At 67.2% G+C, this 22,411-nt stretch carries 25 protein-coding genes; all 25 read right to left on the bottom strand.

Annotated elements, in window-relative coordinates; genetic code table 11:
- Positions 1–278: 278 nt before the first annotated feature.
- Complete coding sequence (gene fliR / locus WDC87_RS06160) at positions 279–1,070, bottom strand: flagellar biosynthetic protein FliR (protein ID WP_049412889.1); 792 nt, start codon at positions 1,068–1,070, stop codon at positions 279–281.
- Between the two features lie 13 nt (positions 1,071–1,083).
- Positions 1,084–1,353: a flagellar biosynthetic protein FliQ gene (locus WDC87_RS06155; protein ID WP_005413254.1), complete on the bottom strand. Its 270-nt coding sequence runs from the start codon at positions 1,351–1,353 to the stop codon at positions 1,084–1,086.
- Between the two features lie 59 nt (positions 1,354–1,412).
- A complete protein-coding gene (gene fliP, locus WDC87_RS06150) occupies positions 1,413–2,192 on the bottom strand; it encodes a flagellar type III secretion system pore protein FliP (RefSeq protein WP_180870867.1) in 780 nt (259 codons plus the stop codon).
- A 1-nt stretch (position 2,193) separates the two neighbouring features.
- The gene (gene fliO, locus WDC87_RS06145; protein ID WP_252745175.1) at positions 2,194–2,613 is read right to left on the bottom strand and encodes a flagellar biosynthetic protein FliO; all 420 of its coding nucleotides are present in this window, start codon (positions 2,611–2,613) and stop codon (positions 2,194–2,196) included.
- Positions 2,610–2,945 carry a flagellar motor switch protein FliN gene (gene fliN / locus WDC87_RS06140; protein WP_005409543.1) on the bottom strand — a complete coding sequence of 112 codons (336 nt, stop codon included), beginning with the start codon at positions 2,943–2,945 and terminating at the stop codon, positions 2,610–2,612. The genes fliO and fliN overlap by 4 nt, the downstream gene beginning before the upstream one ends.
- On the bottom strand, positions 2,942–3,946 hold the full coding sequence (gene fliM, locus WDC87_RS06135) for a flagellar motor switch protein FliM (RefSeq protein ID WP_005416434.1): 1,005 nt from the start codon (positions 3,944–3,946) through the stop codon (positions 2,942–2,944). The genes fliN and fliM overlap by 4 nt, the downstream gene beginning before the upstream one ends.
- A 10-nt stretch (positions 3,947–3,956) precedes the next feature.
- Positions 3,957–4,472: a flagellar basal body-associated FliL family protein gene (locus WDC87_RS06130; RefSeq protein WP_134972673.1), complete on the bottom strand. Its 516-nt coding sequence runs from the start codon at positions 4,470–4,472 to the stop codon at positions 3,957–3,959.
- Positions 4,473–4,599: 127 nt separating this feature from the next.
- Complete coding sequence (locus WDC87_RS06125) at positions 4,600–5,769, bottom strand: flagellar hook-length control protein FliK (protein WP_336331289.1); 1,170 nt, start codon at positions 5,767–5,769, stop codon at positions 4,600–4,602.
- Positions 5,769–6,236, bottom strand: coding sequence for a flagellar export protein FliJ (gene fliJ / locus WDC87_RS06120; RefSeq protein WP_005416437.1), 468 nt, complete (start codon positions 6,234–6,236; stop codon positions 5,769–5,771). The genes WDC87_RS06125 and fliJ overlap by 1 nt, the downstream gene beginning before the upstream one ends.
- Before the next feature lie 3 nt (positions 6,237–6,239).
- Positions 6,240–7,625 (bottom strand): FliI/YscN family ATPase, encoded by a 1,386-nt coding sequence (locus WDC87_RS06115; protein ID WP_252745355.1) that lies wholly within the window; start codon positions 7,623–7,625, stop codon positions 6,240–6,242.
- The gene (locus WDC87_RS06110) at positions 7,622–8,263 is read right to left on the bottom strand and encodes a FliH/SctL family protein (protein ID WP_061478714.1); all 642 of its coding nucleotides are present in this window, start codon (positions 8,261–8,263) and stop codon (positions 7,622–7,624) included. Before WDC87_RS06110 ends, WDC87_RS06115 begins: the two co-directional genes overlap by 4 nt.
- Complete coding sequence (gene fliG, locus WDC87_RS06105; protein WP_024958226.1) at positions 8,260–9,246, bottom strand: flagellar motor switch protein FliG; 987 nt, start codon at positions 9,244–9,246, stop codon at positions 8,260–8,262. The genes WDC87_RS06110 and fliG overlap by 4 nt, the downstream gene beginning before the upstream one ends.
- 7 nt (positions 9,247–9,253) lie before the next feature.
- The gene (gene fliF, locus WDC87_RS06100) at positions 9,254–10,900 is read right to left on the bottom strand and encodes a flagellar basal-body MS-ring/collar protein FliF (RefSeq protein WP_061478713.1); all 1,647 of its coding nucleotides are present in this window, start codon (positions 10,898–10,900) and stop codon (positions 9,254–9,256) included.
- Positions 10,901–10,913: 13 nt separating this feature from the next.
- Positions 10,914–11,279 carry a flagellar hook-basal body complex protein FliE gene (gene fliE, locus WDC87_RS06095; RefSeq protein ID WP_005409552.1) on the bottom strand — a complete coding sequence of 122 codons (366 nt, stop codon included), beginning with the start codon at positions 11,277–11,279 and terminating at the stop codon, positions 10,914–10,916.
- Positions 11,280–11,614: 335 nt separating this feature from the next.
- Entirely contained in the window at positions 11,615–12,031 is a 417-nt protein-coding gene (locus WDC87_RS06090; protein WP_111007704.1) for a hypothetical protein, read from the bottom strand.
- 186 nt (positions 12,032–12,217) lie between these two features.
- Entirely contained in the window at positions 12,218–13,720 is a 1,503-nt protein-coding gene (locus WDC87_RS06085) for a sigma-54 dependent transcriptional regulator (protein ID WP_111007703.1), read from the bottom strand.
- Positions 13,717–14,094 (bottom strand): response regulator transcription factor, encoded by a 378-nt coding sequence (locus WDC87_RS06080; protein ID WP_005409556.1) that lies wholly within the window; start codon positions 14,092–14,094, stop codon positions 13,717–13,719. The genes WDC87_RS06085 and WDC87_RS06080 overlap by 4 nt, the downstream gene beginning before the upstream one ends.
- A 14-nt stretch (positions 14,095–14,108) precedes the next feature.
- On the bottom strand, positions 14,109–15,518 hold the full coding sequence (gene rpoN, locus WDC87_RS06075; protein ID WP_075076489.1) for an RNA polymerase factor sigma-54: 1,410 nt from the start codon (positions 15,516–15,518) through the stop codon (positions 14,109–14,111).
- A gap of 329 nt (positions 15,519–15,847) precedes the next feature.
- Entirely contained in the window at positions 15,848–16,480 is a 633-nt protein-coding gene (locus WDC87_RS06070) for a response regulator transcription factor (protein WP_049460605.1), read from the bottom strand.
- Positions 16,481–16,571: 91 nt separating this feature from the next.
- Positions 16,572–17,150 carry a PilZ domain-containing protein gene (locus WDC87_RS06065; RefSeq protein WP_049460606.1) on the bottom strand — a complete coding sequence of 193 codons (579 nt, stop codon included), beginning with the start codon at positions 17,148–17,150 and terminating at the stop codon, positions 16,572–16,574.
- Positions 17,147–17,446, bottom strand: a complete 300-nt coding sequence (locus WDC87_RS06060; RefSeq protein ID WP_049461874.1) for a hypothetical protein — start codon at positions 17,444–17,446, stop codon at positions 17,147–17,149. Before WDC87_RS06060 ends, WDC87_RS06065 begins: the two co-directional genes overlap by 4 nt.
- Complete coding sequence (gene fliS, locus WDC87_RS06055) at positions 17,446–17,865, bottom strand: flagellar export chaperone FliS (protein ID WP_049460610.1); 420 nt, start codon at positions 17,863–17,865, stop codon at positions 17,446–17,448. Before fliS ends, WDC87_RS06060 begins: the two co-directional genes overlap by 1 nt.
- A 130-nt stretch (positions 17,866–17,995) precedes the next feature.
- Positions 17,996–19,348, bottom strand: a complete 1,353-nt coding sequence (gene fliD / locus WDC87_RS06050) for a flagellar filament capping protein FliD (RefSeq protein WP_049460612.1) — start codon at positions 19,346–19,348, stop codon at positions 17,996–17,998.
- A 215-nt stretch (positions 19,349–19,563) separates the two neighbouring features.
- Positions 19,564–20,784: a flagellin gene (locus tag WDC87_RS06045; protein ID WP_100437622.1), complete on the bottom strand. Its 1,221-nt coding sequence runs from the start codon at positions 20,782–20,784 to the stop codon at positions 19,564–19,566.
- 243 nt (positions 20,785–21,027) lie between these two features.
- On the bottom strand, positions 21,028–22,248 hold the full coding sequence (locus WDC87_RS06040; RefSeq protein ID WP_099562400.1) for a flagellin: 1,221 nt from the start codon (positions 22,246–22,248) through the stop codon (positions 21,028–21,030).
- Positions 22,249–22,411 lie beyond the last annotated feature (163 nt).

Below are 22,411 nucleotides of genomic sequence, written 5' to 3'. Positions count from 1 at the left end.
TCTTAAGACGCCCGGACGTCCGTGTCGACGAAAACCACGGTCGGCCATACTTGCCGCAGGCAAACGCTACGGGGCGTGGCCCCGGTGCGCCAACCCCCCGTTTGCGGCGATTTCACTGTACCGCGCTGACCGGGGGGTAGTACACGCGGCAAGCGGTAAAATGCCCCCCCTGAAGACCCGACCCCTGGCGCGGCTGCCAGGCCTCCCGAAGCAACCCCACCAGGGGCTCGGCTCTACAGAAACAAATGCATGGCAAGCAGTAGAACGTGACGACCGGGTCAGCGTGTGACCGCGTCCGCGGCCTGGAAGGCGGCGTCGAACAGGCGCTGTACCGGCGGCCCCATTTCCCCGGCCAGCAGCGCCAGGAGGAACAGGCCCAGCAGCAGCGAAACCGGCAGGCCCAGCTGGATCGGGTTCAGCGCAGGCGCGGCACGCGCCAGGACACCGAAGGCCAGATTCACCGCCAACATCGCCACGGTCAGCGGGATGGCCAGGCTCAGCGCGCCGCGCAGCACGGTCAGCAGGAAGGTCGGGGCGATGCTGAAGAAGGCATGGGGATCCGGCAGCGGGGCGCCAATCGGCAGCGCGCGATAGCTGTCCACCAGCAGCGAGATCAAAGCCAGGTGGCCGTTGGCGGTGAAGAACAGCAGCCCGAACAGCAGGTAGAACCACTGTCCGATCACGCCGGAGGTACCACCGCGCAGCGGATCGCTCATCTGCGCGAAGGCCAGGCCGGTGCCCTGCGCGATCAGTTCGCCGGCCATCGCGCCGGCTTCGAACACCAACCGCAGCATGAAGCCGATGGATACGCCAATGGCCAGTTCACGGGCAATGGTCAGCACCGTAGCCGCGTCGAAGCCGGTCCAGTCCGGTACCGGGGGGAGCAGCGGGGCCAGTGCGATGGCCAGGGTGCCGGCCAGCACCACGCGCACCCGCGATGGCACCGCACGCGTGCCGACCATGGGCATGGCCATGGCCACTGCGCCGATGCGCAGCATGGTCCACAGCACCGTGCCGATCATGCCGAAGGCCTGCAGGCCGTCGGCCGCCATCTGTGTCGCGGCGTCCATCGAAGCGCGTGCCCTAGCCGATCAGGTGTGGGATGCGCTGGAACAGCAGCGTGGTGAATTCAACCAGGTGGCCGATCAGCAGGCTGCCCAGCGCGAACAGCACTGCGGTCAGCGCTGCCGCCTTGGCGACGAAGGCGATGGTCGGTTCGTTGAGCTGGGTCGCGGCCTGCACGACACCAACCACCACGCCCACCACCAGTACGGTGAGCAGCAGCGGGCCGGCCACCCACAATACGGTGATCAGGCCGCCACGCAGTTCAGTCAGGGCAAGTTCGGGAGACATTCGGGTTCCATCTGCTCATGTAGAGTCGAGCCCTGCTCGACTGCGCGTTACGGGGGATATCAGGCCGGATTGAAGCTCGCCGCCAACGTACCCACGGTCAGCACCCAGCCATCGACCAGCACGAACAGCAGGATCTTGAAGGGCGCCGAGACCAGCATCGGCGACAGCATCATCATGCCCATCGACATCAGCACGCTGGCAACGACCAGGTCGATGATCACGAACGGGATGAAGATCAGGAATCCGATCTCGAAGGCGGTCTTCAGTTCACTGGTGACGAACGAAGCGACCAGCACCGGGAACGGGATCGCGTCGGGGCTGGCGTAGGTGCCATGCCCGGCGATGCCGGCAAAGGTCATCAGGTCGGTCTCGCGGATCTGCGCCAGCATGAAGCCGCGCAGTGGCTGCGTGGTCAGCGTCCATGCGGTCTGGAAGTCGATGTCGCCGTTGAGGTAGGGCGCCATGCCCGCGCTCCACGCCTTGTCCCAGGTCGGCATCATCACCATTGCGGTGAGGAACAGGGCCAGACCCAGCAGCACCTGGTTGGACGGCGTCTGGCCGGTGCCCAGCGCCTGGCGCAGCAGGCCCAGCACGATGATGATGCGGGTGAACGAGGTCAGCACCAGCAGCATCGACGGGATCAGGGTGATCGCGGTCATCAGCAGCAGGGTCTGCAGCGGCAGGCTGACCGGCTGGCCGCCGATCTTGCCGACGTTGACGTCCGGCAGCGGGGTGGCCGGAGCGCCGGGCGCGGCGAACGCCAGTGCCGGCAACAGGCACAGGGCAAGCAACAGCAGCCACGGCATCAGGGTGGCGGGACGGGTACGGGGGACACGCATGTCAGGGATCCTTGCGCAGCCGCTGCTGCAGCAGCTGGGCGAAATTCGGAAGATTCTTGAAGTCCGGCACGCGCACCGGCGCCGGTGGCGGCAGCGGTTCGGGCAGGGTGTGCAGGGTGTTGATGCCGCCGGCGGTGACGCCCAGCAGCAGCTGCTGGCCGTTGACCTCCACCACCACCACGCGTTCCTTGGCACCGACACTCAGGCTGGCCACCACCTTCATGCCTTCGGCCGGGCGGAAGCCGCTGCCAGGCATGCGCTTGAGCAGCCAGCCCAGGCCGATCACCAGTGCCAGTACCGCCAGCAGCGCCAGCACCGCACCGAACAGGCTGGGTGCGGCGGCCGCATGCTGGCCGACCTGCGGACCGATCGGCGCGGCGGTCTTGCCGACCGCCAGCAGGGTGGAGGCCAGCAGGCTCAACGCAGTCTCCGGATACGCTCGCTGGGGCTGACCACGTCGGTCAGGCGCACGCCGAAGCGGTCATTGATCACTACTACTTCGCCGTGGGCGATCAGGGTGCCGTTGACGAACACGTCCAGCGACTCGCCAGCACCGCGCTCCAGTTCCACCACCGACCCCTGGTTGAGCTGCAGCAGGTTGCGGATCGGCAGGCGGGCACGACCGACTTCCAGCGACAGGGTCACCGGCACATCGAGGATCACGTCCAGGTTCAGGTCCGGACCATTCGCCTCATCGGCCTGCAGGCTGCTGAACTGGGCCGGGGTCGGTTCGAGGGCGTCGATATCGTTCATTGCGGGTCTTCCTGGATGACGGGTACGCGCGGGCGGGTGCCCGGCGGATGGGTAGCGGTGATCTTCACGGCGTTCATGCCGTTGGCGATGCCGAACTCGCCGGTGAACACGGGGATGTTCTCCACGCACAGCGGCACCTGCGGGCTCAGCTCGATCGGCAGGATGTCGCCGACCTTCAACTGGGTCAGGTCGCGCAGGGTCATGCGCTTGCTGGCCAGTACGCTGGACAGGGTGACTTCGGCGACGTTGAGCTGCTCACGCAGGGTCTTGCCCCAGCTCTCGTCGCGGTCGTTGCGGTCGCTCTGGATGCCGGCGTCGAGCAGTTCGCGGATCGGTTCCAGCATCGAGTAGGGCAGGGTGACGTGGATGTCGCCGCCGCCACCGTCGAGCTCGACGTGCAGGCGGCACACGACCACGTACTCGCGCGGGGTCACGATGTTGGCGAAATGCGGGTTGATCTCCGAGTTGATGTACTCGAAGTCGACATCCATCACCGGTGCCCACGCTTCGCGCAGATCGGCGAAGGTCTGCTTCAGCAGCAGGTGGATCACCCGCATTTCAGTAGCTGTGAACTCGCGGCCCTCGATGCGGGTGGGGTAGCGCCCGTCGCCACCGAAGAAATTGTCGACGATGGCGAACACCAGGGTCGGCTCGAACACGATCAGGCCGGTGCCGCGCAGCGGCTTGAAGCGGATCAGGTTCAGGTTGGTCGGTACATACAGCGAGTGCATGTAGTCGTTGAACTTGATCAGCTCGATGCCGCGCACCGACAGTTCGGCCGAGCGGCGGATCAGATTGAACAGGCCGATCCGCCACAGGCGCGCGAAGCGCTCATGGACCATTTCCAGGGTCGGCATGCGACCACGGATGATGCGGTCCTGGCTGGCGAAGTCGTACGAGCGCGCTTCGCCTGACGGGGGTTCCGCATCGGTCTCGACCGCGCCACTGTCCACGCCGTGGAGCAGGGCATCGATCTCGTCCTGGGACAGCAGATCATTCATCGGTGGGCCCTTACTGGGTCACGAAGCTGGTGAACAGCAGATCGTCGGCGCCGTTGCTGCCGGTCTCGGCCTTGAGCACCTTCTGCACCTCGGCCAATGAGGCGGCCTGCAGCTTCTGCTTGCCGCCGACATCGGCGATCTGGTCCGGGCTGACCTGCGAGAACAGCATCAGCAGGCGCGCACGGATGGCCGGGGCGTGGGTCTTGATCGCTTCCAGCGCGGCCGGGTCGCGGGTCATCAGCTGGACCTCCAGCTGCAGGTAGCGCGGGCCGTCGACCGGGCCATTGAGGTTGACCACGAAGGCCGGCTCCAGCGCGAAGTACTGTGCCGGGGCTGGGGTCGCGCTCTTCTTCGGCGCCTGTGCGGTCTTCTCTTCGTGCTTGGACTGGGTGAAGAACCACACGCCGCCACCGGCAGCAGCGGCGGCCAATACGGCCACCAGCGCGGTGATCAGGATCGGACTACGCGGCTTGGCGGCCTTGTCCTTCTCTGCGGTCTTCTTGGTTTTGTCGGCGGCTGCGGCCACGGGTGAAGCTCCTGAGGGTTGCTTCACCGGGATATGCAAGGGGCGTGCCGAAGGCCGGGCAGCGGGATGCGACGGAATTCCGTCGGATACCTGTGTCGGTAGGTGCCGACCTTGGTCGGCACGCCTGTCAGGCGTAGGCGTCCAGCAGTCCGCGCTGGCGGATCAACTGCGCCGACGACACGCTGGCGTCGCCCGGCGTCGGTTCTCCGTCGCCGATGATGCCGCTGCCACCGGGCTGGCCCGGCGCATTGCCGCCACCGCCCGGTGACTGGTGGCCGACATCGGCGTGGGCCAGCTGGAAGCCCTGTTCGCCCAGCAGCTCGCGCAGGCGCGGCAGGCTGCTTTCCAGCGCTTGCCGAACGTCCACGTGCGGGCTGCTGAAGCTGGCATGCACCTTGTCGCCGTTCAACTGCAGGCGCACGTCGACCGGGCCCAGGTCGTCCGGGCTCAGGCGGATGTGGGCGTGACCGATCTTCTGGTCGGCCAGCCAGCCCAGCCGTGCGCCGATGGCCTGGTCGAAGCCATCGTCACCGAGCACGGGCTTCGGCGTCGGTTCGCCATTGAAGATCGCGTTGCCGGTGGCGAGCGCCGCCTTGAGGTCCTGTACGGCGGCCGCTGGCGGTGCGTGCAGCAGGGGTACGCTGGTGCGGTCGCCAAGTGCAGCCACGTCGCTGCCTTCGCCACGCTCGGCGCGCTTGCCGGGCAGGATCATCTCCGGCAGTGGCAGCGCGGTGGCATCCTCCGGGCTGGTCGCCGCCGGTTTGCCGTCGGCCGCCACTGGGGCTGCGGTTGCCGCTGCCGGCGCGGCTGCAGGCAGTGTCGCGTTCGTGGCGGGGGCAGCAGCAGGCAGCGCGCTACCGTCGCTGGCCACCGCCGGTGCAGCGGTGGTTGGCAGAGCAGCAGCGGAATCGGCAGGCATCGGCATCGCCAGCACCAGGCCGGCCAGGCCGGGCGGTGGCCACGGGGCGTCTTCGGACGCGGTGGGCCTGTCCTTTTCGGTGCTGGGTCCAGCCGGGGTCGCGGCAACGGGTGGCAGCGACGGCGTTTCAGCGGTTGCCGCTTCGGCGCCCGCATTGCGTTCATCCGGTGCCTGGCCATTGCTGTCGGCGGTCGATGGCGGGCTCGGCGTGGATGACATCGGTGTCGTGGCGCTGCCGGCTTGCGTGGGTGCAGACGGTGCGCCGCCCTGCAGCAGCTGGCTGAAGTCCTTTCCGCCTTCGCTGCGCGAGGCGCGTGCGGCACTGTTGCTGGTGGCGGGCGTGGCCGTGTTGGCGCTGCTGGCGAGCGGGGCGGGCATCACGAGCGGCCTCCCTGCTCGGCGCCGTCCTGGTCTTCGGCCTGCACCAGGCGTGCACGCCGTGCGCCAATGTCGTCCATCTCGCGCTGGTCGCGGCGGTCGGTCACCACCTTTTCCTGCGCCCGGTAGCTGGCGGCCAGCTGCTCCAGCACCGCCTTGTCACGGCTGGCCAGGATCAGGCGCGCGCGCTCGGCCTCCACTTTCTCGCGGTTGCCATTGACCGTGGCCTGCTGCTGCTCGACCGCGCTGTCCAGTCGATCGAGGAAGGCGCGGCGGTTGAGCAACTGTGCCGGGCTGGTCGCCGCCATCTGTGCGTTGGCGTACTCCTCGGCATAGCGGCGCAGTTCGTCCAGTCGCGACAGATGGGTGTCGAGCACGCGCTGGCGTTCGGCCAGGTCGCGGGCGACCGCGTCCTCATGTTCCTGGGCCCGCTTGAGCAGGGGATCGATGCGCTTGGACTGGTTCATGGCTTAACTCTCTTGTTCCACCAGGCGCTGCAGCGCCGCCTGGCTGTGCGGGAGATCTGCGGCCTTGGCAACGTCCTGGCCGAGGAACTCCATGATTTCCGGCCAGCGTTCCAGGGCTTCGTCGGTGGCCGCGTCGTTGCCGCGCTGGTAGGCACCGATCGCGATCAGGTCCCGGTTGGCCGAGTAGGCCGAGACCAGTCGCTTCAACTTGCGGATGCGCAGGCGCCACGGTTCGTCGGCGATTTCCGTGACCACGCGGCTGACCGACGACTCGACGTCGATGGCCGGGTACAAGCCGCTGTCGGCCACGCGGCGCGAGAGCAGGATGTGGCCATCGAGGATCGCGCGCGCGGCATCGGCGATCGGATCCTGCGGATCATCGCCTTCGGTCAGCACCGTGTAGAACGCGGTGATCGAGCCACGGCCCTTGGCGCCATTGCCGGCGCGTTCGACCAGTGCCGGCAGCTTGGCAAACACCGACGGCGGATAGCCGCGGGTGGTCGGCGGTTCGCCGACCGACAGCCCGATCTCGCGCTGCGCCTGGGCGAAGCGGGTCAGCGAGTCCATCAGCAACAGCACGTTCAGGCCCTGGTCGCGGAACCACTCGGCAATGGCGGTGGCGCGGTAGGCACCATGCAGTCGCGCCAGCGGCGGCCGGTCGGCAGGGCTGGCGACCACCACGGCGCGGCGCAGGCCTTCCTCGCCCAGCGTGGTCTCGACGAAATCGCGCACTTCGCGGCCACGTTCACCGATCAGGCCGACCACGATCACGTCGGCGGCGGTGTAGCGGGTCATCATGCCCAGCAGCGTCGACTTGCCGACGCCGGAGCCGGCGAACAGGCCGACGCGCTGGCCGCGGCCGATCGGCAGCAGCGCGTTGATCGCGCGCACGCCCACGTCCAGCGGCTGGGTGATCGGTTCACGCGCCAGCGGATTGATCGACACGCCGGCCATGCCAACATGGCCTTCGGCGCGGACCGGGCCCTTGCCATCCAGCGGCACGCCGTCGCTGTCGATGACGCGGCCGAGCAGGCCTTCGCCCACTTCCACGCCGCCCCGGCGCGCCGATGGCACCACCCGGGCGTTGGGCAGCAGGCCATGCAGTTCGGCGCTGGGCATCAGGTAGGTGCGCTCGCCGGCAAAGCCGACCACTTCGGCGTCGACCCAGCCACCATCGACCACTTCCACCTTGCAGCTGGCACCCAGCGGCGCTTCGCAGCCGACCGCTTCAAGGGTCAGCCCGACCGCACGGCGCAACACGCCCTCGCGGATCAGGCCACGACCATGCGCGGTGTCCACGCGCAGGCCCTCCAGGCGCCGCGCCAGGCGCAGGTTGCGGGCCACGGCCCAGTCGGCCGGCGGCGGAGTGGTTTGTGGTCCGGCACTCATGCCGTGGCTCCGGTCTGGCGGATCACCGCATCCAGCGCACCGCGCAGGCGGGCTTCCAGGGTGCCGTCGATGCGCACGGCTTCGGCGTGCACGCGCAGGTCGCCACGGCTGAGGCTGGTATCCGGTACCAGGCGCTGCGTCGGCGAAAGATTCAACAGCGGGGCGAGGGCAGCGATGTCATCCGGATGCAGCCGCACTTCCACCTCGCGGGTGCTGCCGCCCACGGCGTCGATCGCTTCGCCGACCAGCTGCGCCAGCAGTGCCGGCTCGGCTTCGTAGGCGCGGCCGACCAGTGCGCCGGCAATGCGCACCGCCAGTTCGCCGAGCGCACCGACCACTTCGTTCTCCAGCCGCACCAGCGGCCGGCTGAAGTTGTCCAGGATCCCTTCGATCTGCGCGGCGAGGCGACGTACTTCGGCCTGGCCCTGGCCGTAGCCGTCGGCATGGCCCTGTTCGAACCCTTCCTTCTCGGCGCTGTCCTGGATCGCCTGGATCTCTTCAAGGGTCGGCAGCTGCAGCGGCGGCTCCGGTTCGTGCTCCGGATCCGGCTCGGTGAGTGCGAACGCATCCTCCTGCTCCAGCACCGGTTCGGGCTGGGCCAGCAGGTCCGGGGCAAGCCAGCGCACGACGTTGCTCATAGCATGGCCTCCGCGCTGCCACCGATGGTGACGGTGCCTTCATCGGCCATGCGCTTGACGATGGCCAGGATCTCGCGCTGCGCGCCTTCCACGTCGGACAGGCGCACCGGACCGCGGGCCTCCATGTCTTCGAGCAGGATTTCGGCTGCGCGCTGCGACATGTTGCGGGTGATCTTGTCGCGCACCTTGATGTCGGCACCGCGCAGGGCCAGGCCCAGGCGCTCGCCGCTCACCTCGCGCAGCACCAGCTGCATCTCGCGGTCGTCCAGGTCGACCAGGTCGTCGAACACGAACATCAGGTCCTGGATGCGGTTGCTCAACGGCGCATCGATGCGCGCGATTTCGCCCAGGATCGCCTGGTCCTGGCCACTGTCCATGAAGTTCAGGATGTTGGCTGCGCACTGCACGCCGCCGATGTTGGACGACTTCAGGTTCTGGTTGCCGGCGAACTGGCGCTCCATGATCTCGTTGAGTTCATTGAGCGCGTTCGGCGGAATACCGTCGAGGGTGGCGATGCGCAGCAGCACATCCACGCGGGTACGGTCCGGCAGCAGCTTCAGCGCGTCGGCGGCCTGGTCGGTTTCCAGGTGCGCCATCACGATGGCGATGATCTGCGGGTGCTCGTTGCGCACCAGGTCGGCCACCGCACGCGGGTCCATCCACTTCAGCGCGTCCAGGCCGGTGGTGTTGCGGCCGAGCAGGATGCGGTCGATCAGGTTGCCGGCCTTCTCGCTGCCCAGCGCCTGCACCAGCATGTTGCGGATGTAGTCGTCAGAGCCGACGCCCAGCGAGGTCTTCGAGCCCAGTTCCTGGCCGAACTGGTCCATCACCCGTTCCACCTGCTCGCGGGTGATGTCGGTCATGGTGGCCATGGCGATGCCGATCTTCTGCACCTCCTTGGGTTCCATGTGGCGCAGCACTTCGGCCGCATCCAGCTCACCCAGCGAAAGCAGCAGCACGGCCGCGCGCTGTACACCGGTCAGTTGTGCCTCAGTCATTGGCCACCCAGCCCTTGACCACCTGGGCCACGCGCTTGGAGTCGGTCTTCACGGCTTCACGCGCCATCCGCAGTCGTTCCTCATATGAATCCACCGGCAGTGCGAGCGCATCCGGTCCGCCCAGGCTTGCCCGGTCGGTGCCCAGCGCCGGCAGCGGCATGCCATCGTCATCCACCAGCTGCACGTCCGCGGTGTGCGGCTCCAGTGCCTGCGGGTCGTCCTTCCTGTTCTGGCCGGTGATCGCGCGCAGCGCCGGGCGCAGTACGCCGAACAACAACGCCAGCACCACCACCGCGCCGAGGAGCATGCGGCCGGCATCGTGCACCCATGGCAGTTCCCACCAGGCCGGGCCTTCGACCGGCGTGGTGTCACGCACGAACGGGGCATTCATCACCGACACGGTGTCGCCACGCTCGGCGTTGAAGCCGACGGCCTGCTTCACCAGCGCCTCGACGCGGGTCAGTTCCGCGGCCGACAGCGGTTGCGGGCTGACCTTGCCGTTGGCACCGGCGCGCGGCACGTTGTCCACCAGTACCGCCACCGACACGCGCTTGATGCGGCCGGCCGGCTGGCGGGTGTGCTGCAGGGTGCGGTCCAGCTCGTAGTTGCGGGTGGCGTTCTTGCTGCTTTCGGTCGGGGCCTGCGCGGTGGCCGGCGCGGCCTGCTGGCCCGGCGGACTGTTGCTGGTGGCACCCGGCACGCCCTGCGGACCCGGCGTGCTGGTGGTGTTCTCGCTCATCTGCTCGCTGCGCAGCTTCTGCGGTTCACCGTTGTAGAGCTCACGGGCTTCCTCGGTCACCGAGAAGTCCATGTCCACGCTCACTTCCGGATTGACCCGGCCGGGGCCGGTCATCGGCTCCAGCAGCTCGCGGATGCGCTGGTTGAACGAGGTTTCCTGGCGGCGCACCTGCTCGAACTGCGCGGCGTTGACCGCCGCCTCGCTGTTCGGGTCGGTGATGCTGAGCATGCGCCCGCTCTGGTCGACCACGGTCACCCGTTCCGGCGCCAGGTCCGGAATGCTGGCCGCGACCATGTGCACGATGGCGTCCACCTGGCTGCGTTCCAGCTGCTGGCCGCCCCGCAGTTCCAGGGTGACCGAGGCGCTGGCCACGTCACGCTGGCGGGTGAAGGCGCTGGGCTTGGGAATGGCCAGATGCACGCGTGAATCACGTACCGGGCGCAGCGTGTTGATGGTGCGCGACAGCTCGGTTTCCAGCGCGTGCTGGTAGCGCGCGCTTTCCACGAACTGGCTGACGCCGAAGCCCGGGTCGCGTTCCATCAGCTCGAAGCCGAGCTTGCCACTGTCGGTCAGGCCGGAGCCGGCCAGCTTCAGGCGGGCGTCGTGCAGGTTCTTTTCCGGCACGGTGATGCCACCGGTGGCCGGATCGAGCGCGAACGGAATCTGCGCGGCGCGCAGCAGGTCGGTCGCCTCAGCGGTCGCCTTCTGGTCCAGGCCGGTGTACAGCGGGACCATGCCCGGCTTCTGTGACCAGAAGAACACGGACAGGCCTGCCGCCACCGCCACCGCGATCATCGCCATCAGGCCCAGCCGACGGGTGATCTGCAGACTCTGCAGGCGGTCGAACCATTGCCCGGCCTTCTCGGCGTTCAGGCTGTCCTTGGAGAGCGTCAGTGCCATGCGTCTCTATTCCTTACAGCGGCATGTTCATCACGTCCTGGTAGGCCTGGACGAGACGGTTGCGGACTTCCACGGTGGCGCGGAAGGCGATCTGGGACTGCTGCGAGGCGACCATCACCTTGGCCAGGTCGGCGCTGGGGTCGCCCATTTCAAAGGCCTTGGCGAGGGCGCCGGACTTCTGCTGCGCATCGTTGACGCCGGCAATCGCACCACGCAGGGTTTCGGTGAAGCTGGCCGGCTGGGCCTGCGGCGCGTCCAGCACCGTGCCCGGCAGGGCGTTGCTGCGCGGCGTTTCGCCCAGCGGGTTGAGCGCCGGCTGCCCCATCTGGGTCTGATAGGAGCGGATCTGCGAAAGGATCGAAGTGACGGAGTGGGACATCTGCAACGGTTCCAGAAACAGGGATGGGGTTGTCTGCTGGAGCAGGTGCAAGTGCCGTGCCGAAACCGGTTTTCGATTCAGTGACGTGAGGGTCTGGTGTGTGTGTGCTGGCAGGGCTGCGCCCTGCACCCGCCGAATCAACGTCAACGTCAACGTCAAAATCGGGCTATCCGTGGCGTGGCGGGCTGGGTCCGGCGACAGGTGGCCGCGATCTGTTGAAACCTGCTACTGATGGTGGGTGCCGACCGTGGGTCGGCACGGGGTCAGATCCCGTTGCGACGCAACGGGCTCTGACCCCATTGAAGGCGCCATTTATCCGGCGTCGGTTTTCTGGCCTACGGCTGCAGGGTCCAGCGGCCGGAATTCTGGCGCTGGCGCGGGGCGATGGGGCCGTCGTGCTGGGTGTAGATGAAGCGGCCCTGGCGGTCGCTCAGGCAGGTCAGCAGCAGGGTGTAGTGGGCGGGACCGGCCGGGTGGGCCTCGGTCATCTGGATTTCCGCGATATGCGGGGCCAGGCGCTGGTAGCGGTAGCTGCCGCCGATGCGCAAGTCAGTGCCGAGGATGTCCAGCACGTACTGGCTGCCGGCAAAGCTGAGCTGCACCATGCGTCCGGCGTTGGGGTTGTCCGGCGCGTACAGCGGGTCGCTGAGGTTGGTGAACTGGCGCTGGTCCAGCGTTGCGGGCAGGGTGCAGTTGGCGGCAGTGACCAGGGCCGGGTAGAGCAGGCTGGCGAGCAGGGCAAGGCGATGCATGGTGGAACCTCCATGGGTGTGTCCTTGCCATGCTCCGCACTGCGGCCGTGTTGTCTCTAGGAAAACATGCAAAAGCAATGGGCTCAGATCGCGTTCCGCAGCAAAGGGATGTGAGCCCAGGCGCCAGAAGCACCAACGCCCGGGCGAGCCCAGGCGTTCGTGCCCCCTTCATGCTGGTGGCGCGGTTCAGCCGGCCAGTTCGGCCTGCTCGCGTTCGATGCCGTACTTGCGCAGCTTTTCCACCAGGGTGGTGCGGCGCAGGCCGAGCAGCTGGGCGGCGTGGGCGACCACGCCCTGGGTGCGTTCCAGTGCTTCGTTGATCAGGCCAAGTTCGATGTTGGCCATGTGGTTGCGCAGGTCCATGCCTTCGTCGGGCAGCGCTGCCGGTGCCGCCGGGCGATTGACGGCAATGCCGTGCTCCAGTGCCGGCTGGTTGCCGCTGCCCGGGGTGTGGAAGGAGAAACTGCGCAGGTCCAGGCGTTCTTCGCTGGCGGCCGGCTGTGCCGGTGCCGGCGTGGCGGCGGCCAGTGCCGCATCGCCACGGTAACGGGCCGGCAGGTCCTGCACGCGCACCGAGCCACCCGGATGCAGCACCGCCAGGCGCTCGACCAGGTTGGTCAGCTCGCGCACGTTGCCCGGCCATTCGTAGCCGGCCAGCGCCTGCAGGGCTTCCGGGGTGAAGCGCACTTCGCCACGGCCAGTGCGGGCCAGCTGCGCGGCGATGGTTTCCACCAGGGCCGGCAGGTCTTCGCGACGCTCGCGCAGCGCGGGTACTTCAATCGGGAACACGTTGAGGCGGTAGAACAGATCCTCGCGGAACTTGCCCTCAGCGATGCGGGTCTCCAGGTCGCGATGGGTCGCGGCCACCACGCGCACGTTGCAGCGGATGGTCTGGTTGCCACCCACGCGCTCGAAACTGCGCTCCTGCAGCACGCGCAGCAGCTTCACCTGCATCGGCAGGCTCATGTCGCCGATTTCGTCGAGCAGCAGGGTGCCGCCCTCGGCCATTTCGAAACGGCCCTTGCGCGCGGTGAGCGCGCCGGTGAAGGCGCCCTTCTCATGGCCGAACAGTTCGCTTTCCAGCAGGTCGGCCGGAATGGCGCCGCAGTTGATCGCCACGAACGGTCCGTCACGGCGCGGCGAACGCTGGTGGATGGCGCGCGACACCACTTCCTTGCCGGTACCGGATTCACCCAGCACCAGCACGGTGGTATCGAATGCGGCCACCTGCTCGATCATGGTGCGCAGGGCGCTCACTGCCGGGCCGTTGCCGGTGGGTCCCTGGTCCTGGGCGGCGCCGGCCTGATGCTCGGCATCCAGGCGCTTGAGGCTGGCGCGGCGCAGCAGGGCTTCCATCTGCGCGTGGCGCAGCGGCGTTTCCAGCGGCCAGATATTCGCTTCATGCAGCCCGTGCTGCTGGGCAAACATTGCGGCATCACCATCGGCCAGCAGCACCGGAGGCGGCAGGCTGCTGCCGCCCAGCCAGTTGTACAGCGCGGTGCTGGCGGGGCTGTCGTCCAGGCTGCCGACGATCACCGCCATCCAGTCGTTCTGGCGCTGCCGGCCCAGGTCGAAGTCGGCCGCGTCGGAGACCCAGCGCGGATTGAAGTCCATGAATTCCAGCAGGGCAACGGTGCGCTCTGCGCGCACGGCGTCGTTGTCCAGCACCAGGATGCGCGATTCACTCACGACTGTTCCTCCCTGAGGCCTTCCAGGATCGGCATGACTTCCTGGATGTAGGACAGCTTGCTGACAAAGTTGTCGGCACCGGCACGCAGCGCGTGTTCGCGGTGCTCGGCGTCGTCGAAGTGGCTGGCGATCACGATGTACGGTGCATCGTCCTGCGACTTGATCAGGCGGGTGGCCTGCAGGCCGCCCATCTCCGGCATGGCCAGGTCCATCAGCACCACCTGCGGGCGCAGCGTTTCCGAGCGCTCGATCGCTTCCAGGCCGTTGCCGGCACTGCCGACGATCTGCAGCCAGTCGATCTTGCGGAAATGCCGCATCGCCGCGTTGATGAAGCCCTCGTGGTCATCGACCAGCAGGACCGTGAGCTTGTTCATGTCCAACATCCTTTTCAGCCCACCCGGGCCAGCTGCGGTTGCCTGGCGCTGAGCCGGCGCCGTTCGCGGGCCGGGGCGATATCCAGTTGTTCTCGGTATTTTGCGACGGTTCGGCGGGCAATGTTCACCCCCTGGCGTGACAGCAGGCCGGCAATGGCCTCGTCGGCCAGCGGACGGCCGGCGGGTTCGGCGTCGATCAGGCGGCGGACCATGGCTTTCACCGCCTGGCCGGAGACGCTGGCGCCTTCCAGGCGCACGGCGAAGAAGTGCTTCAGTTCGAAGGTGCCGCGCGGGGTCTGCAGGAACTTGCCGGTGGTGATGCGCGAGACGGTGGACTCGTGCATGCCGATTTCCTCGGCCACTTCCTTCAGGGTCAGCGGCGCCATCGCCTCTTCGCCACGCACCAGGAAGGCGGCCTGGCGCTCGACGATCACACGCGCGGTGCGCAGCAGGGTGTCGTAGCGCATCGACAGGCCGCGGCTGAACCAGCGCGCCTCCTGCAGCATCTCGCGCAGTGCCGGCGCGGCTTCGCTGGTTTCGGCCAGCGCCTGTTCGTACTGGCTGTTGATCGAGACGCGGCGGCTGGTGGCCGGGTTCAGTGCCACCTTCCACTGCCCATCGGCATGCCAGGCGACCACGTCCGGTACCACCACCGCATTGCGTTCGGGCAGCAGGCTGTCGCCGGGGCGCGGCTGCAGCGAGAGGATCAGGCGCACCGCCTCGCGCACGTCGTCGATCTCGGCGTCGTGCTGGCGGGCGAGGGCGGGGTAGTCGTGCGCGGCCAGTGCCTCGAGCGCGCCATCGAGGATGCGGGCGGCCAGGTGACGCGCGGGGACCACGCCGTGCAGGCTGCGCAGTTGTGCCTGTAGGCCTTCGCGCAGGTCCTGCGCAGCCATGCCAGCCGGTTCACCGTGCAGCAGCTGCTGGCGGATGGCCTCGACGCCTTCGGCGGCGATGTCGAACTGGGCGCTGGCCAGCAGCTGCAGCTGCGCCAGTGGCGCCTGCAGGTAGCCGGCCTCGTCGCAGTGGTCGAGCCAGAACGCGGCCACCGCCAGTTCGCTGTCGTCCATGTCCAGCGCCAGGCGCTGCAGCACGCGCAGCTGAGGGTCGGTCGACTCACCGGCGGCAATGCGCGCCATGCGGTCGTCGTCGCCGTCCTGCCAGCTGGCGCCGGCCACGTCCCACATCGAAGACTCCGGCAGCTCGTCGAACGCAGCGGTGTCCAGCGTGGTGGCGCTGACCTCGGTGGCATCAGCGGCAGGCGCTTCGGCCTCTTCGATCTCCAGCAGCGGGTTGGAGTCCAGCAGGCGCTGGATTTCCTGTTCCAGGTGCAGGCCATCAAGCTGCAACAGCCGTATCGACTGCAGCAGCTGCGGGGTGAGGTGAAGTTGTTGGCCCAGCTGGGTCGAGAGTGCAGCCTTCATCGTGGTTCCCCGGCGCCGCTCCCCGGCGCCTTGTGGAACGCATCTTGCTTTTGATCCGGCAGGTCCGGAATCGGGGGGTTCCTGAGGCGCTTGGTTGAGTTCCCGACACGCTGTAGGGGAAATCCCTACGAAAGCGCGGGAAGTTGACGATGGCCGCGGCTAAATCGTTGATTGCTGGTGAGCAAAGCCGGGCAAAGGTGGGTCGGGCTGTACGGAAACCTGTCAGGGTCTGTCGGGGTGACGGGAAGTCGTCGCCGATGCAGGGCCCGGGTCGGTAGGGTCGACCGTTGGTCGACCAACGCGCAATGCGCGGGGTTTCCGGCGGACGATCATTCCAACTCGTGCTGGTGGCGGGCGGCCAGCAGCAGCAGATCGTTGGCGCGGCGGCAGCCCAGCGATTCCATCATGCGCGCGCGATGGGTCTCCACCGTCTTCACGCTGATGCCCAGGTCGGCGGCGATTTCCTTGTTGCTTTCGCCCTTGCCGATCTGCCGCAGGATCTCGCGCTGGCGCGGCGACAGCGCGGCAATGCCGGTGGGCTTTTCGCGGCCCAGCATGGGCGCCAGCATCTTGGCCGAGATCTGCGGGCTCAGGAACACCTGGCCGGCATGGGCGGCACGCAGGGCCAGTTCCAGTTCCTGCGGCGCGGCATCCTTCACCACGAAACCCACGGCGCCGCGGTCCAGTGCATCGCGCACATGGGCGGCGTCGTCATGCATGGTCATCATCACCACCCGGGTGCCGGGTGCGCGCAGGCGGATGTCGCTCAGCGCTTCCAGGCCGGTGCGGCCGGGCAGGGAAAGATCCATCAGCACCACGTCAGGTGCATGCTGCAGGGCCAGTTGCAGCGCCTGTTCGGCGTTGCTCGCTTCGGCCACCAGCTGCACGTCGGCAAACCCCTGCAACAGCCGCGCCAGGCCGGCGCGAACCAGAGTGTGATCGTCGACGATGAGAACTCGCACAGGCACGCAGCAGGTCCGTGAGGGGAGTCCACCTTAACTTAGCTGAACGGGCCCGCCAAGGCCCGTCGGCCACGCACTACGGTGACGGCGTTCAGCGCGCCCGGCGCGCTTCGGCAACCTGTCGACGGTGTAGACGGAAAAGGTGGCGTTCCATGGCCATTTCCAGGCCATCGCCCAGATGACTGAAGCGCAGCCACAGGAAGTGGCCGCCGCTGCCGTCGGCGGCTTCGGCCACCACTTCCACCGGCAGGTCGATATGGTCGGGCAGCCAGTCGCTGGGCTGCAGGCGGACGACGCCGGCCTGGCCCGGGCTGGCGCCGCTGCGCGGGCCCAGCTGCAGGCGGATGCCGCGGCGCGACCAGCGTACCGGGCGCAGGGGCAGGTCGTGGCCCTGCTGGCGCACCAGCCGGCCCAGCAGCACCATGGTCAGGTCCAGCTTGGCTTCCAGGCGCTGCAGCTGCAGGGTGGCTTCGCTGCGCTCCTCGTGCTCGTCAACTCTGCTGTCTTCCACCAGGGCCAGGCTGCGCAGCAGGGCTTCGGCATTGCCGGTACGGCCCAGCGCGCTGCCGGCCTGGTACTCGGCAGGCAGGGCCAGTTCGCAGCTGAGCGTTTCGTCGAACAGCTCGCTTTCGGCCGGGTGGTGCAGCGAGGTGGTCGGCAGCAGGGTCATGCCAGCGATTCTGCCTGCAGGTATGCATGGGCTGCGCGAAGGGAGGTGCGGCCCTGCTGCAGGTGGCTGGCCGCTTCATCGCGCAGCAGGCGCATGCGCGCGCTCAGGTCGTGCTGGTGCTGCAGCAGGCCCTGCAGCGCATCGGCGCCCAGGATCGCACCGTGCACGTCCATGGCCTTGCGCAGGTTGGCATCGTACTGGCCCAGCAGCGCGGCGCAGTCTTCGCCCGAAACGGTGGTCAGCGCAGCGTCTAGGGCGTCCAGTTCGGCGTGCAGCGGGGCAAGCACGGCGTCCATCAGGCAGGAGCCCCGGCGGCGCGCTGGCGCTGGTCCTGCGGAATCGCATTCCAGGCCGCGTCGATCTCGGTCAGCAGCTGCAGGGCTTCCTGCAGGGCCACCACATCGTTGTGCAGGTTGGCTTCGGTCAGGCGCTGCTGCACGTAGTCGTACAGCGCCGACAGATTGCCGGCGATCTCGCCGCCGGCCTCATGGTCCAGCGAACCATTGAGGTGGCCGACGATGGCGCAGGCCTCGCCGATGGCCTTGCCCTTGCGCGCCTGGTCGTTGCGCTCGATGCAGGCTTCGGCCAGGCGGATGCGTTCGCACGCTCCGGTCAGCAGCAGTGCAACCAACTTGTGCGGGTCGGCGTCGGACACGGCGGTGTTCACCCCGACCTTGCGGTACTGCTCTGCGTACTGACGGCTGGAACCGTACATTGAATGAGTCTCCTGGTTGGCCACCCGGCGCATGGCCTGTCGGTGGCATCAGGGCCCGCCACGGGCCCTGCATTGTGTTGCTGTTTGTATCGGCGCCGGCGGCGCCAAACTTGAGCGCCGCCGTGCGGGTTCAGCTGCTGGTCTTCTTGGCCAGCTGCTGGGTCAGGTAGTCGCTGGTGGTCTGCATCTGGCTGACCAGCGACTCCATCGAGGTGAACTGCTTGGTGTAGCGGGTGGACACCTGTTCCATGCGCGCATCCAGATCGTCCAGGCGCTTTTCCAGATCCTTGATCTGCTTGTTCAGCGTGTTGGTGCGCTGGGTGATGGTGCCGGTGGTGGCGTCCAGGTTGCTCTTCAGCATGTCGGTCATCGACTTGCCGACCTTGCCGTCGGCGCCGAACATGTTGGCGACCGATTCGGGGTCCTTGGCGATGGCCGCGTCCAGTTTGGTGCTGTCCAGCGTCAAGGTGCCGTCGGTGGCCAGGGTGATGCCCAGCGCCTTCAGTTCATTCACGTTGGGGCTCAGCTGCCCGCGTAGCTGCTGCTGCAGGCCACGCACCATGGCATCGCCAGTCAGTGCCGAGGCCGTATTGGTCGTGCTGTTGTAGGCGGTGGCGGACTTCAGCTGCGTGTTGATCGCGTTGTAGGCAGTCACGAAGGCGGTCAGGTTGGCCTTCAGCGCGCTGTTGTCGCGGCCGACGGTCAGGGTCTGCTTCACGTCCGGGTTGGCCTTGGTCAGCGTGAGCGTGACGCCCGGCACCAGGTCGGAAATGGTGTTGGAGCTGGAGGTACGGGTGAAGCCGTCCACGATCACGATCGCGTCCTTGGCTTCCACCATCACTTCCATCTTCGAGGAGGCGGTGCCGTCGTAAGCCAGGTCATCCAGGGTGCCGTTGCCGCCGGACGGGGTGACCGTGATCGCGCCGGCTTCGCCGGAATCCACCGCGGTCAGTACCAGGTGCTGGCCATCGTCGGCGGTCACCACCGAGGCGACCACGCCCTTGCCGCCGGAGGCCTTGTTGATCGCCTTGGCCACGTCGGCCAGCTTGCTGTCGGCGGCAATGTCCACGTCCAGGCTGGTGTCGCCGTAGCCGATCGTCAATTTACCGCCGCCGATCGCCGCATCCTTGTCGAATGCCTTGGAGCTGAGCTTCTGGTTCTGTGCCAGCTGCTGCACCTGCACCTGGTGGGTGCCGGCCACCGGGCTGGTGGCGTTGTCGCCGGTATCGACGGCGGCGGTGAAGGTGACATCGGTGCCCAGGGTGGTCTTGTAGCCGGGGTTGTCGGCACTCTTGACCAAAGCGGCCAGCGCGGTCTGCAGATTGGACAGGCCACTCTTGATGGTGCTGATGGCCGACAGCTTCGAGGTCGCCGCCGTGCCCAGCGCGTTGATCTGGTTTTCCTGCGGCTCGCGCTCCTTGGCAACCAGCTGCGCAACCAGGGTGGGGATGTCGAGACCGGTACCGATGGTGCCGATGGCCATGAGAAGTCCTTGTGCTGTGGGCGGGCGAAGCCACTGCCGTTGCAATGGCTATCGGCCGCCGGAATGGAAGCTTGAGCGCACATGCGTGCGCCGATGCATGCGCCGCTGCAAGGCCTGTGCCAGCCGGGGGGGGCGCTGGACGCCGGCCGCGGTCACAGACGCAGAAAGGCCGCCCGAAGGCGGCCTTTCTGTACTGCCTGAACCGGTGCGGGGGATCAGCCCTGCAGCAGGCTCATCACGCTGGACGGCGACTGGTTGGCCTGGGCCAGCATCGCGGTACCGGCCTGCTGCAGGATCTGCGTGCGGGTCAGTTCAGCGGTTTCCTTGGCGTAGTCGGTGTCGCGGATACGGCTGCGCGAGGCCGACAGGTTTTCCGAGGTGGTGTTCAGGCTGGCGATGGTGGAGGTGAAGCGGTTCTGGATCGCACCCATGTCGGCACGCGAGGAGTTCACCGAAGTCAATGCATCGTCAACGATGGACAGAGCGCGCTGGGCGCCTTCCACCGTGGTGATGTCCAGGTCGGCGACGGTCTTCTTCTCCGAAGCGACAACCGCGGTGGCAGTGCCGCCGATACCAGCGAAGTCAATGGCCAGATCGGCCGGCGGATTGGCGGGGTCAGCGTCCGGAGTGCCGCCGCCGTCGGCAGTGCCGGCGGTGAAGGTGAAATCCTTGCCCGACTTCAGCGAGGTGAGCTCCAGATTGCCGTCCTTGTCCAGCTTGGCGTAGACGCCGGTCTGGTCCATCTTGTCATTGATCGCGTTGACGATGCCGTTGTTGATGTCGCTGGCTGTTGCGCCGGCCTTGAAGCTCACATCAGCGATGGCGACGCCATTGATCTCCATGCCGGTGATCTTGCCGTCCGACTCCGCAGCATCAGCCACCACTGCGGCAGTGCTCGTCTGCGTTGCGGCGAACAGACCCGAACCCAGCGAGCTGGTGCGGGCATTGACGATCGAGTTGATGCCAATGGTCTGGCCTGCATCCGCGCCAACCTGGAACAGGGCGCCGGAGAACGTGCCGTCCAGCAGGCTGGTGCCGTTGAAGTTGGTCTGGCGGGCAACGCGGTCGATTTCCGAGGTCAGCTGCTTGACTTCGGCATCCAGTGCCTCGCGGTCGCTGCTGGAATTGGTAGCGTTGGCCGACTGCACCGACAGCTCGCGGATGCGCTGCAGGTTATTGCCGATTTCAACCATCGCGCCTTCGGCGGTCTGGGCCAGCGAGATGCCGTCGTTGGCGTTGCGCACGGCAACGTCCAGACCGCGGATCTGGGTGCTGAAACGCTCGGAGATCGCCAGGCCGGCGGCGTCGTCCTTGGCGCTGTTGATGCGCAGGCCTGAGGACAGGCGCTGGATGGTGGTGGCCAGGCTGGAACCGCTGGTGGACAGGTTGCGCTGGGCGTTCAGCGACATCACGTTGGTATTGATGACTTGTGCCATTTTCTTGCTCCTGGTGGCGATGATGTCGCCGACGGTTGAGAGGCCTCCCGTAGGAGGGGCCGTTGCAGTTTTAATGCCTCGGCTGATATCAATAACGGCGACATGTCAACTGTCTTTAGCGGGGATTTGCGGTGTTCTGCAGGTCGTGTTCATGCGCTCGCGTTACTGCCAGAGCCCGGAGCTGCAGACGCAGAAAGGCCGCCCGAAGGCGGCCTTTCTGTGTTGCCTGAAACGGGGCAGGGATCAGCCCTGCAGCAGGCTCATCACGCTGGACGGCGACTGGTTGGCCTGGGCCAGCATCGCGGTACCGGCCTGCTGCAGGATCTGCGTGCGGGTCAGTTCAGCGGTTTCCTTGGCGTAGTCGGTGTCGCGGATACGGCTGCGCGAGGCCGACAGATTTTCCGAGGTGGTGTTCAGGCTGGCGATGGTGGAGGTGAAGCGGTTCTGGATCGCACCCATGTCGGCACGCGAGGAGTTCACCGAAGTCAATGCATCGTCAACGATGGACAGAGCGCGCTGGGCGCCTTCCACCGTGGTGATGTCCAGGTCGGCGACGGTCTTCTTCTCCGAAGCGACAACCGCGGTGGCAGTGCCGCCGATGCCGGTGAAGTCAACGGCCAGATCGGCCGGCGGATTGGCGGGGTCGGCGTCCGGAGTGCCGCCGCCGTCGGCAGTGCCGGCGGTGAAGGTGAAATCCTTGCCGGATTTCAGCGAGGTGAGCTCCAGATTGCCGTCCTTGTCCAGCTTGGCGTAGACGCCGGTCTGGTCCATCTTGTCATTGATCGCGTTGACGATGCCGTTGTTGATGTCGCTGGCCGTTGCGCCGGCCTTGAAGCTCACGTCAGCGATGGCGACGCCATTGATCTCCATGCCGGTGATCTTGCCGTCCGACTCCGCAGCATCAGCCACCACTGCGGCATCGCTCGTCTGCGTTGCAGCGAACAGACCCGAACCCAACGAGCTGGTGCGGGCGTTTACAACGCTGCTGATGCCGATCGTCTGGCCCGAATCAGCACCCACCTGGAACAGGGCGCCGGAGAACGTGCCGTCCAGCAGGTTGGTGCCGTTGAAGTTGGTCTGGCGGGCAACGCGGTCGATTTCCGAGGTCAGCTGCTTGACTTCGGCATCCAGTGCCTCGCGGTCGCTGCTGGAATTGGTAGCATTGGCCGACTGCACCGACAGCTCGCGGATGCGCTGCAGGTTATTACCGATTTCAACCATCGCGCCTTCGGCGGTCTGGGCCAGCGAGATGCCGTCGTTGGCGTTGCGCACGGCAACGTCCAGGCCGCGGATCTGCGTGCTGAAACGCTCGGAGATCGCCAGGCCGGCGGCGTCGTCCTTGGCGCTGTTGATGCGCAGGCCCGAGGACAGGCGCTGGATGGTGGTGGCGAGGCTGGAGCCGCTGGTCGACAGGTTGCGCTGTGCGTTCAGGGACATCACGTTGGTGTTGATGACTTGTGCCATTGCCGTTCTCCGAGAGTTGTATCTGGTGCTGGAAAGGGGAGGTCCCCGGGGGAGGACCGCTGGGGTGTTGTGCCCCGTTGATACCAATAACGACACCCCGCGCCAGACCTTTAGGGACTGCGCGAAAAGTTTTTTCGCCAATGTCAACGGGGGCGTGATTCCG

The organism is Stenotrophomonas maltophilia group sp. Smal12 (assembly GCF_037079935.1).
In the GTDB taxonomy this organism is placed as follows: domain Bacteria; phylum Pseudomonadota; class Gammaproteobacteria; order Xanthomonadales; family Xanthomonadaceae; genus Stenotrophomonas; species Stenotrophomonas sepilia.
This window is presented reverse-complemented; position numbering and strand designations above follow the sequence as displayed.

Coding starts and splice junctions, on each gene's coding strand:
- fliR (WP_049412889.1), bottom strand. CDS start 1,070: ATGGACGCCGCGACACAGATGGCGGCCGACGGCCTGCAGGCCTTCGGC.
- WDC87_RS06155 (WP_005413254.1), bottom strand. CDS start 1,353: ATGTCTCCCGAACTTGCCCTGACTGAACTGCGTGGCGGCCTGATCACC.
- fliP (WP_180870867.1), bottom strand. CDS start 2,192: ATGCGTGTCCCCCGTACCCGTCCCGCCACCCTGATGCCGTGGCTGCTG.
- fliN (WP_005409543.1), bottom strand. CDS start 2,945: ATGAACGATATCGACGCCCTCGAACCGACCCCGGCCCAGTTCAGCAGC.
- fliM (WP_005416434.1), bottom strand. CDS start 3,946: ATGAATGATCTGCTGTCCCAGGACGAGATCGATGCCCTGCTCCACGGC.
- WDC87_RS06125 (WP_336331289.1), bottom strand. CDS start 5,769: ATGCCCGCCCCGCTCGCCAGCAGCGCCAACACGGCCACGCCCGCCACC.
- fliJ (WP_005416437.1), bottom strand. CDS start 6,236: ATGAACCAGTCCAAGCGCATCGATCCCCTGCTCAAGCGGGCCCAGGAA.
- WDC87_RS06115 (WP_252745355.1), bottom strand. CDS start 7,625: ATGAGTGCCGGACCACAAACCACTCCGCCGCCGGCCGACTGGGCCGTG.
- WDC87_RS06110 (WP_061478714.1), bottom strand. CDS start 8,263: ATGAGCAACGTCGTGCGCTGGCTTGCCCCGGACCTGCTGGCCCAGCCC.
- fliF (WP_061478713.1), bottom strand. CDS start 10,900: ATGGCACTGACGCTCTCCAAGGACAGCCTGAACGCCGAGAAGGCCGGG.
- fliE (WP_005409552.1), bottom strand. CDS start 11,279: ATGTCCCACTCCGTCACTTCGATCCTTTCGCAGATCCGCTCCTATCAG.
- WDC87_RS06090 (WP_111007704.1), bottom strand. CDS start 12,031: ATGCATCGCCTTGCCCTGCTCGCCAGCCTGCTCTACCCGGCCCTGGTC.
- WDC87_RS06080 (WP_005409556.1), bottom strand. CDS start 14,094: ATGAACAAGCTCACGGTCCTGCTGGTCGATGACCACGAGGGCTTCATC.
- rpoN (WP_075076489.1), bottom strand. CDS start 15,518: ATGAAGGCTGCACTCTCGACCCAGCTGGGCCAACAACTTCACCTCACC.
- WDC87_RS06065 (WP_049460606.1), bottom strand. CDS start 17,150: ATGACCCTGCTGCCGACCACCTCGCTGCACCACCCGGCCGAAAGCGAG.
- WDC87_RS06060 (WP_049461874.1), bottom strand. CDS start 17,446: ATGGACGCCGTGCTTGCCCCGCTGCACGCCGAACTGGACGCCCTAGAC.
- fliS (WP_049460610.1), bottom strand. CDS start 17,865: ATGTACGGTTCCAGCCGTCAGTACGCAGAGCAGTACCGCAAGGTCGGG.
- fliD (WP_049460612.1), bottom strand. CDS start 19,348: ATGGCCATCGGCACCATCGGTACCGGTCTCGACATCCCCACCCTGGTT.
- WDC87_RS06045 (WP_100437622.1), bottom strand. CDS start 20,784: ATGGCACAAGTCATCAATACCAACGTGATGTCGCTGAACGCCCAGCGC.
- WDC87_RS06040 (WP_099562400.1), bottom strand. CDS start 22,248: ATGGCACAAGTCATCAACACCAACGTGATGTCCCTGAACGCACAGCGC.